This is a genomic window from Arthrobacter sp. AL05, from assembly GCF_029960715.1.
In the GTDB taxonomy this organism is placed as follows: Bacteria; Actinomycetota; Actinomycetes; order Actinomycetales; family Micrococcaceae; genus Arthrobacter.
Genome location: NZ_JASBRC010000032.1, coordinates 1 through 8,142 on the forward strand (window position 1 = coordinate 1; position 8,142 = coordinate 8,142).

Sequence of the window (8,142 nt, forward strand, 5' to 3'; positions counted from 1 at the left end):
TGCCCAGGAACTCAACGACCGACCGCGCAAAAGACTAGAGTTCAAGAAACCGATCGAACTGATCGAAAACCTCCTGTTGCAATGACCGCCTGAATCCGCCGATCCTTTACCGGGCGTAGGTGGGACATCCTGGAACGGGTAGCGATAGTTTGAGGACATGAGTGTCTCCTTCCTGCAGGTACGCCCTCTCACTGACGCCGACGCTGCTGTTCTCGGCGCGTGGGCCGAGGACGAACTCTTCTGTCGACATGCAGGATGGACATCCAGCTCGCCGGCGAAGGTCTGCGACTTTTGGATCCGGCAAATCAAGGACCCGCCTACGGGGTTGCTTCGCTTGGCGGCCGAAAGCGTTGACCGTGAACTCCTGGGATACATGGATCTCCATGGAACCGATCCGGAGAGCAGGGAGCTCGGTTTTCTCGTGGGGCCATCGCGCCGCTGGGGGCATGGGTTGGGACGTCGAATCGCCGAAGCCGGCCTTACCTACGGCTTCACAGAACTGTCACTCGAGCGAATCTGGGCAGAGGCTGTCGCCGCGAACGTCGCGTCAGTCCAGATTCTTCGTTCACTCGGGATGCGGGAAACGGGCCGTGGCGAGGCGGAGACCTTTCTAGAGACCAACAGCTACTACCTGCAGTTCGAGATTCTTCGTGATGCGTGGGAGCTCGGTGCGGACCGGTAAGGGATCGTCTATCGGACGCTGCTGGTGTCCGCGGGGGGAACGCCCGTCAGTCGACCCTGCGGATACGACGGTCAGCAGGTGCCGACGCTACCTACGCTTCTTCAGCGCGAACGGCAGTGTCGTGCCAGTCCTGGTCCGCGTCGGCGAGGTGCGGGTACACGTGCAGCATCTCCACCGGGATGACCTCCCACGAATCGCGGTCCCACTCGCGGTACATGTCCTCGACCCTGGCGCGGTACTCCGGCGAGTCGTACGGAGACCCACCGGTGCGCCCCTCTGCAGCACGTTCATCCTCACCGGACCGAACGAGCTCGTTTCGCTGCTCGTCGCTCAGCGTCCGGAGCGCCCCATGGCTAGCGAGCCAGTCCACCACCTCCTGCATCTGAGCCTTCATGGGACCGCGGCCCTTTGTGTCGTCCGTGAGCGAAGCGTGTATCCGCCAGGGCTGGATGAGCCACGGGGCGACGAACGTGAGGTCGCCGCGGGCGTTCACGTGCCGGGCCCAGCCGCCAGCGTGCACGATCTCGCGCAGGAGGTACGCCTCGCATTCTGCGAACGCGTGACGTTGACCCCGCTTGGACGGCGGGTACGGCACCGCGGCGCGGCCCGGGTCCGTCGGGTAGGGGACTGGCTTCGCATTGAACTCGTGCCACCATTGGCGCAGACGGCCACCATTTGTCGTTCCCTTGCTCATTCGTTCCCCCCTCTGCCCACTGTACTGACGTCGATACCGAGATCACCGGCTCCCGATCCGCGTCCGCCACTTACCACCGCCGCGCGACGTCAGGGACAGGTCCCAGTAGCCGATCGGCGGATTCAGGCGGTCATTGCAACAGGAGGTTTTCGATCAGTTTGATCGGTTTCTTGAACTCTAGTCTTTTGCGCGGTCGGTCGTTGAGTTCCTGGGCAACCCAGTCGAGGTCTGCGGGGCTGTGGATGCTCAGGTCGGTGCCCTTGGGGAAATATTGGCGCAGCAGGCCGTTGGTGTTTTCGTTGATGCCGCGCTGCCAGGGCGAGTGTGGGTCGCAGAAGTAGATGTCGAGGCCGGTGTCGATCTTCACGGTTTTCCAGTCCTGCATCTCGATGCCTTGGTCCCAGGTCAGGGAATGCCGAAATGATGGAATGCAGGCGCTGACGGAGCTGCGGTACGTGTAAAAAGAAAGCCCTTCCCGGCTGACCCGGGAAGGGCTTTTGTTCTGAACTGGAACCCGCAGCCGTTACTCGGGTCTCTGGCGGTCTTTGGGTGAAGTCTTCCGGCTATCCATACGGGTTGTTGTAGGTCGAGAGCTGGTACAGGACGAACGCTACGAGGGCAACGACTATCAGCTGCAGGGCAGACATGAGGACGATGATGGTTGTGGTCCAGAGACTATCGAACCGGTACCTGCGCCGTGTCGTCAGCCAGACGCCCAGGTAGATCAACGAGATCAGGAGCATGAACGGAAGCACGTATTGGATAAATATTACGATGATGTAACCGGGGTAGTTACCCGACGCTGTGCCCGCCAACAGGCAGAGCGGGGGCAGCAGGTAGGAGAGCAGGAGCGCGAGCCTCAACCACTGGATTAACCGGGGCGGCCGCGGCTTCTCTTCCTGGATCAGTGTCGCCTGAGGGACAGGAGGCGCAGTGACACCGCCTGGTTCGGGTAGGTTCTCCTGGATTGGCATAGTGCCTACTTTCAGGTCGTGGAGTTGGGCCTGCTGCCAGCGGGATATGGAGCCGGCAGGAACATCTTTCCGCTGAGCGATAAGTGCACCGCCCGGTTCGACAATAGTGCCCATCTGGATGAATCTGGATGAATCCGGCGATCGCTGGACTGGTGCTTTTTCCGGCTTGGTGCTAGCTGACGGTTGGCACGGGAGGCCTTTCGACTCCCTCTTCGCTCTCGCCTCCGCCGTGGATCTTCCGGATGGGCTCAAAAGCGAGATTGAAGGTGGATGGGACTTGATTTGTGAAGGCAACGTGACCATCGTCAAGACGGGGTTCGAGAAATATCCGGCTTTGAGGATTGAGGGATTCAAGTCGGCTTCATGGAACCCCCACGTTGGCGTCGTAGATCGGCAGACCTATGGCGAATCAGGTGGGGTCGTCTTAGTTTCCTAGGTGGGGCAGTCACCTCTGGCGCTTGGCGTTCGGCCCACCGATGCTCCTATTGGGGGACTGCTGAAGGTTTAGTTGACAGCTTGACCTGCCCCAGGGATTGGTTACCCGAAATGGTTTGAGTTTTTGGCTCTCGCTGAGAGGCTTCAGACATGCCAAGACCCTATCCACCGGAGTTCCGCGCACGGGCAGTCGCCCTGGTCCGGGCCGGCAACCCCATTAGCCAAGTGGCCGCCGAGCTGGGTATCAGCGAGGGCGGCCTCCACAACTGGGTCCGTCAGGACCAGATCGACCGCGGCGAACGCCCGGGGCTGACGACGCCCGAGAGCACCGAACTGGCCAAAGCCCGGAAGCGGATCCGTCAGCTGGAAACGGAAGTGGAGATCCTCAAGCGTGCAGCGAAGCTGCTCGGTGAGGACCGGCCGGACCCAAAAGAATCCACCCGGTGATCGGAGAACTTACCGGCGCCGGGTTCCCCGCGAACCTTCAATCAGGGTAAGCGCGGGATGTCGAACGTCATTCTCCACACCGATGACGAGGATGTGTCGCTCGACTGCATCAACGACGGATCCGGGGGCCAGCTAAGGTTCTGCATGCCGATTTCGATCACGCCGGGGTCGACCAAGACGCCCGCCAGCTAAATCCCGCACTGCACTCCGCGTGACGCCGACACACGTGCGTGGGAGCGGCACCACCGTGCAAGAGGTCAATGACCCCTGTCTGTGAACCCTGGTGACCCGGAGCCGCCAAACCGCCTTCGACCGTGCGACCTTCAGCGGCAAAAACATCTCGTTCAACGGGGCGGACTTCGGCAAGGCGGGGTTAGTTTTGAGCGTCTGGGGGTGCGGAACTCTGCCCCTATCTTCGACTGGGTTTTGAAGACCGAGGGGGCAACTCTAAAGCCAGCAAATGTGGAGCCGCAGAATTCGCCGCCCGTCGAACGAACAGGTCGCCGCGACAGGAAGGACACATTGATTTTCCCCAATCGTGATCCTCAGCGACGTCCTAGAGCCAGTGCGGACGAGTGTTGACATCCCGTGTAGACGACTTCGCAAACTGACATTCGGCGCAACCATGACCATCACGATCTTTTGTCACATACAGAGAAACGATGACCCTTTGCATGACTTAGAATAGATGACTGGTTAAGTGACATATTCTGATTCCAGCCTGGTTCGGAATCACGTTGTCACTTAAACGAACGTATAAATGACTTCGCGGCCGAGATCGACCAGCCCCTCTCATCAGTAGCGGCTGGTACTGGTTTGGTACCATTTTGGTATGGCCATGAATCTACGAGTTCCCGAAGACCTCGACCGCCGTCTCGATGCGCTTGCTGCCGAGGAGCACACTTCCAAGTCCGCCCTGCTTCTCCAAGGGGCCGAGCTGGTCCTCCAGCGCCACGACCGAGGCCGGGAGATCAGTGAGGGTTTGGATTTCGTGATGAGTCATGATGCGGAGCTGCTCAAGCGCCTTGAGGATGCATGAGTTCCTACCTCGAAATCGAGGACGCACTGCAGGTGATCGACCGGTACGGCTTCCACATCCGTGACATCGGGCTGCTCGCTTCCGCCCTGGCGCGCCCCGCGACGACGGTCATGGGCACAGAAGCCTATCCTCAACTGGCCACGAAGGCCGCAGCACTCCTCGAGTCCGTGGCCAGGTTCCATCCGCTCATCGACGGCAACAAACGCACCGCCTGGACGCTCATGGTCCTGTTCCTCTGGATCAACGGCTATCGGCACGTCTTCAGCGCCGACGATGCCTTCGACCTGGTTGTTGGTGTGGCCGCCGGCGACATCGATTTGAAGCGCAGCGCCATCCTGATCGAGAAACACCTGATGCGGCGCTAGGTGCTGTGGGAGGGGTCCCAGACCGATGGCTCGGAATTCGGCCATGAGCAGTCGTCGGGGGAGTTCGGAGGCCAAAAGCAGGGTGTGCACACTGTGCACACCCTGGGCTTCGGATCGGGTCGTATTGGTGCCGGACTGGGCCGGATTGCGGACGTTTGCGGGGGAGTGGCGGAAATTCAAGGGCTGGAAACCCGCTCGAGTCCCACCTCGGGCACAGTGTTTCCGCAGGTCAGGCGCTTTTGGGGTGTTTTTTCGTGTGCACATTGTGAACACTCTTGGCTCTGATCTGATGTTCCGGGTGTGTAGGGTCCTAGAACGGCTTATTCGGTTGTTTGGGGGAGCCTCTGGCTACGGCGGGCCGGGTGCCTCCTCGCGGGGTCTGTTCTGGGAGTTCATCCTCGTTCGTCCTCCCGTTGGGGTTTTCGCGTTCACTACTTCATGGTGGCTAGGGGCGCGTACAACATGACTTCCTGATTTTTTTGATCGACCCAAGGTTGCGGCCGGTTCGGGTTTTCCGCTCAGATATTTGTTCATGCAGGACTTCGCGGGGAATGGCATGACATGGCACGAATCCGGAGCTGATATGAGATCGCTGAGCCTGGCCAGTCGGTAGGTGCGGCCGGCTTCGAGGTCGAGTTCCAGGGAACTGGTGGGCTTCTGCCATGGCCTTCCCGCCAGTTAACCGGCCGCCGCAGCCGTCGTCTTTCCCGTCATCGCCGCATCCGGCTTCTGAGTGTCCGAGTTGGTCGCGCCGTGGAGCATCTTCGTTGGGGTCCAGAGAACCGAATAGGTGGTCGTGATGAGCTTGCCCGCGTTAGTGAATGGCTATTTACTAACTCCATGAGCAGACCGCAGCGCACCTCCGATGAGGACTTACTCGACCGCATCGAGGCTGCGGTGGTTCGGCGACCTTCGATAATCCCGGGGGGGGTCTTCACGATGTTGCTCCGGCCGCTGGCATAGGCCCCGCCGGCCTGATCAAGCGGTTTGGCTCGAAAGAGGGTCTACTGCTCGCGCTCACGCGGCGCTGGATCGATCGGGTGCCCGACTCCCGGGTGGGGACCGTCGATGTTTTGACCGAGTTGCGTGAGTACGTGGATGGGAACTTTGCCGCGCCCTCATCCGCATCGGCGATCTTCGGCCTTGGGGAGCTTATGCGCGACCTGTGGTCACCCACCTCGGCGGCGCTGCTACGCGAGGGCTGGGGGAAGCAAGCCCGCTACTTCGCCACCCTCCTGGCCAACGTGCCGCTGCGGAGCGAAATCGATCCTCACGCGGCTTCGCTGACACTGCTCGACACGCTCCACGGCAGCCTCTACCGTCGGGCCGTGGACTTCAACCCCACGACTCCAACACTTACTCTCAATGCTCTTTTGGAAGGCTGGACATGAACACCGATCGCACTTGGCAGGGATGCGTGTTCATCGGCACGAGCCTGGACGGCTACATCGCAAGGCCCGACGGCGACCTCGCCTGGCTCACCGACCCGTCGCCCCGACCACACACCACAGACTTCACCGCCCACCCCGCCCTGGTGTGGGAATCGTTTGAGGTGTGTCAAGGATGTGAGACAGTTGGTTGGTTTTTTCGGGGTTAGGCGGCCGCGGTTAGCGGCTGGTTTTGGGTTTTGACGTTGGCCATTGCTGTGGCCGGCGGCAGGCCGTCGTTGTGGGTGTGGGGTCGCCAGCGGTTATAGAACACCTCGATGTAGCGCATGGTCGCCCGGCGGGCGTCTTGGCGGGTGGCGAAGCTCTGGTGGCGGTAGAACTCGTTCTTCAGGGATGAGAACGCCGACTCGGCGACCGCGTTATCCCAGCACACCCCGGTGGCACCCATGGACTGCCGGACGCCGTTACCGGTGCACCAGGCGCCCATTTCCCGGGAGGTGTATTGGGCGTATTCAACCGATCGAAGCAACACCTGATCACGGAGGTGTTGGATGTCGGTTCGAAGTCGTCAGAAGGAGGTACGGGCGTATCGGGGGCATATCCCTTCGCCGGGTCGGCCGTCAGTGGCTTGGCGCGAGGACCGGGTACGGTTCTGGGTCGCGATCGCCTCCGGTGCGAAGACCAGGGACGCCGGCGTCGCGGCGGGCGTGTCAGAACCAGTGGCGCATCGCTGGTTCCTGCACGCTGGCGGTGTGAATCCTCAGCTGGCCCCGACACTGTCCGGGCGGTATCTGTCCTCAAGTGACCGCGAGGACATCGCGTTGTGGCGTGCGCAGGACTGCGGGGTGCGGGAGATAGCTCGCCGCCTGGGCCGAAGCCCATCGACGATCTCGCGGGAGCTGCGCCGGAACGCGTCGACGAGAACGTATCGGTTGGACTACAAGGCGTCGACAGCGCAGTGGCACGCCGAACGACGAGCCCGCCGTCCCAAGACCGCGAAGCTGATCACGAACGGCGGCCTCCGCGAGTACGTTAACGACAAGCTCAGCGGACACGTCAGATCGGTCGATGGGGATCAACTCGGCCCGGTCGGTCCGGTCTGGGACGGGAAGAACAAGCCCCATCGGGAGGACCGCGAATGGGTGAGGGGCTGGAGTCCCCAACAAATCGCGAAACGCCTGCCTATCGAGTTCCCGGATGATCCAACGATGCGGATCTCGCACGAAGCAATCTATCAAGCCCTTTACGTTCCAAACCGAGGCGGACTCACAAGGCAGCAGGCGTGGCACCTGCGCCGAGGGCGCACCAAACGCACACCACGAGCGCGAACACGACAGCAGGCCTGGGCGCACGTCACCGACGCCACAACCTTGAAGAAGAGACCCTCCGAAGCCGACGATCGGAAAGTCGCAGGCCACTGGGAGGGAGATCTCATCATTGGTCTCAACCGGTCAGCGATCGCGACTCTGATCGACCGCACGACACGTTTCGCCATGCTCGTCCATCTGCCCCGACAGAAGGGTTACGGACTGGTCAAGCCAACAAAGAATGGGCCCGCATTGGCTGGCTACGGGGCGGTCTCGATGAAGAACGCACTCGTCCGGACCTTCGAGCCACTCCCGGCAAACCTACGCCGCTCCCTGACCTGGGACCGCGGGAAGGAGATGTCCGCGCACGCCACTCTGACCCAGGAAATCGGATTGTCGGTCTACTTTGCCGACGCGAAGAGCCCGTGGCAGCGCGGGAGCAACGAACATCTCAATGGGCTACTCCGGCAGTACTTCCCGAAAGGCACCGACATCTCCCGCTGGAGCATGCCAGAGATCCAAGCTGTTGCCGACATCATCAACAACCGGCCGCGCGGCGTCCTAGGATGGCGCACCCCAGCGGAAGCCTTCGCGGACCAGCTAAAGTCAGTCCCAATAGCAACTGTTGCTTCGATCGGTTGAATACGCCTTGCGTGCCGCGATCGCTGTGGAAGATGGCATCCGGGGCCAGGTGTCCGCGGTCCCTGGCCATTTTCAGCGCGTCCGTGACGAGGGAGGCGCGCATATGGTCGGCCGTGGCCCAGCCAACGACCATGCGGGTGCAGAGGTCGATGACGGTGGCCAGGTAGAG

Annotated in this window: 9 protein-coding genes and 4 pseudogenes; 8 read left to right on the forward strand and 5 right to left on the reverse strand. The window is 61.4% G+C overall.

Going from position 1 to position 8,142, the window contains the following annotated elements; all coding sequences use genetic code 11:
• Positions 1-157 precede the first annotated feature (157 nt).
• Positions 158-682 carry a GNAT family N-acetyltransferase gene (locus QK287_RS18005; RefSeq protein ID WP_226776058.1) on the forward strand — a complete coding sequence of 175 codons (525 nt, stop codon included), beginning with the start codon at positions 158-160 and terminating at the stop codon, positions 680-682.
• 91 nt (positions 683-773) lie between these two features.
• Here QK287_RS18005 and QK287_RS18010 read toward each other — a convergent pair whose 3' ends face one another.
• The 3 genes and pseudogenes from QK287_RS18010 to QK287_RS18020 form a co-directional block, all read right to left on the reverse strand.
• A complete protein-coding gene (locus tag QK287_RS18010; protein ID WP_226776057.1) occupies positions 774-1,376 on the reverse strand; it encodes a hypothetical protein in 603 nt (200 codons plus the stop codon).
• Between the two features lie 130 nt (positions 1,377-1,506).
• Positions 1,507-1,794 (reverse strand): annotated as a pseudogene (locus QK287_RS18015) (IS30 family transposase); the annotation flags it as partial.
• Between the two features lie 145 nt (positions 1,795-1,939).
• Complete coding sequence (locus QK287_RS18020; protein ID WP_226776056.1) at positions 1,940-2,464, reverse strand: hypothetical protein; 525 nt, start codon at positions 2,462-2,464, stop codon at positions 1,940-1,942.
• A gap of 4 nt (positions 2,465-2,468) precedes the next feature.
• Here QK287_RS18020 and QK287_RS18025 point away from each other — a divergent pair, with 4 nt between their 5' ends.
• The 6 genes and pseudogenes from QK287_RS18025 to QK287_RS18050 all read left to right on the forward strand — a co-directional run bounded on the left by QK287_RS18025 (position 2,469) and on the right by QK287_RS18050 (position 6,027).
• Positions 2,469-2,786 carry a hypothetical protein gene (locus tag QK287_RS18025; protein WP_226776055.1) on the forward strand — a complete coding sequence of 106 codons (318 nt, stop codon included), beginning with the start codon at positions 2,469-2,471 and terminating at the stop codon, positions 2,784-2,786.
• Between the two features lie 149 nt (positions 2,787-2,935).
• A pseudogene (locus QK287_RS18030) lies at positions 2,936-3,234 on the forward strand (transposase); the annotation flags it as partial.
• 55 nt (positions 3,235-3,289) lie between these two features.
• Positions 3,290-3,424 carry a hypothetical protein gene (locus QK287_RS18035; RefSeq protein ID WP_256447028.1) on the forward strand — a complete coding sequence of 45 codons (135 nt, stop codon included), beginning with the start codon at positions 3,290-3,292 and terminating at the stop codon, positions 3,422-3,424.
• Positions 3,425-4,070: 646 nt separating this feature from the next.
• Positions 4,071-4,271, forward strand: a complete 201-nt coding sequence (locus tag QK287_RS18040; RefSeq protein WP_226776059.1) for a ribbon-helix-helix protein, CopG family — start codon at positions 4,071-4,073, stop codon at positions 4,269-4,271.
• A complete protein-coding gene (locus tag QK287_RS18045) occupies positions 4,268-4,636 on the forward strand; it encodes a type II toxin-antitoxin system death-on-curing family toxin (protein WP_226776054.1) in 369 nt (122 codons plus the stop codon). Before QK287_RS18040 ends, QK287_RS18045 begins: the two co-directional genes overlap by 4 nt.
• A gap of 1,094 nt (positions 4,637-5,730) precedes the next feature.
• Entirely contained in the window at positions 5,731-6,027 is a 297-nt protein-coding gene (locus QK287_RS18050; RefSeq protein WP_282361085.1) for a hypothetical protein, read from the forward strand.
• A gap of 202 nt (positions 6,028-6,229) precedes the next feature.
• Here the strand turns inward: QK287_RS18050 and QK287_RS18055 are convergent.
• Positions 6,230-6,490 (reverse strand): annotated as a pseudogene (locus tag QK287_RS18055) (integrase core domain-containing protein); the annotation flags it as partial.
• An 85-nt stretch (positions 6,491-6,575) separates the two neighbouring features.
• Here QK287_RS18055 and QK287_RS18060 point away from each other — a divergent pair.
• On the forward strand, positions 6,576-7,973 hold the full coding sequence (locus tag QK287_RS18060; RefSeq protein ID WP_282361087.1) for an IS30 family transposase: 1,398 nt from the start codon (positions 6,576-6,578) through the stop codon (positions 7,971-7,973).
• A 7-nt stretch (positions 7,974-7,980) separates the two neighbouring features.
• On the opposite strand, the pseudogene QK287_RS18065 reads toward QK287_RS18060, so the two are convergent.
• A pseudogene (locus QK287_RS18065) lies at positions 7,981-8,142 on the reverse strand (DDE-type integrase/transposase/recombinase); the annotation flags it as partial.